This is a genomic window from Bacillus sp. FG16 (assembly GCF_057809515.1).
Map to the genome: position 1 here is coordinate 1 of NZ_JBMDKC010000317.1, position 507 is coordinate 507.

The window sequence follows — 507 nt, forward strand, 5'->3', positions numbered from 1 at the left end:
ACGCTGTATTCAAGAACTTTTCTACGTTTTCATCACTTCGTAAGAACTCTTGCAGGGACCACCTGTACTCCCAAAAGTATTCTGGTCTCGTTAACACGGTGTGATAATGATCAATGGCTTGCTGTAACTCCTCTACACCGAAGGTGTTTAATCTTGCTTTGATTTTGGATAGTGTCTTCTGCGTCAGTACACGGTGTTCGATAATCTCTTTTTCGTTCCAGTGTTGGAAGATGGATTCACACGCTTCTTTCTCCTCTTGCTGTTGGACGATTGCTTTCTCAGATGGCGTTTCCTCTTCCGTTTCGGACAGTATATATCTTGTTAACTTAGTATTGTTAATATTAGTATTGTTAGTGCTCACCTCATGAACAAGCCTTCGTTCATCTCCTGAACAAGCTCCATTCATTTCCTGAACTCCCTGGTTCAACTGGTGAACATCGTTGATGCAATAGCAATTTGACATATTCCCTTGTTCTTTGGATGCACGCTTTTCTTTTGTTACATAGC

Annotated in this window: 1 pseudogene; it reads right to left on the reverse strand. The window is 41.2% G+C overall.

Annotated elements, in window-relative coordinates:
• Window positions 1–406 (reverse strand): annotated as a pseudogene (locus ACODS7_RS32505) (hypothetical protein); the annotation flags it as partial.
• Window positions 407–507: the final 101 nt, after the last annotated feature.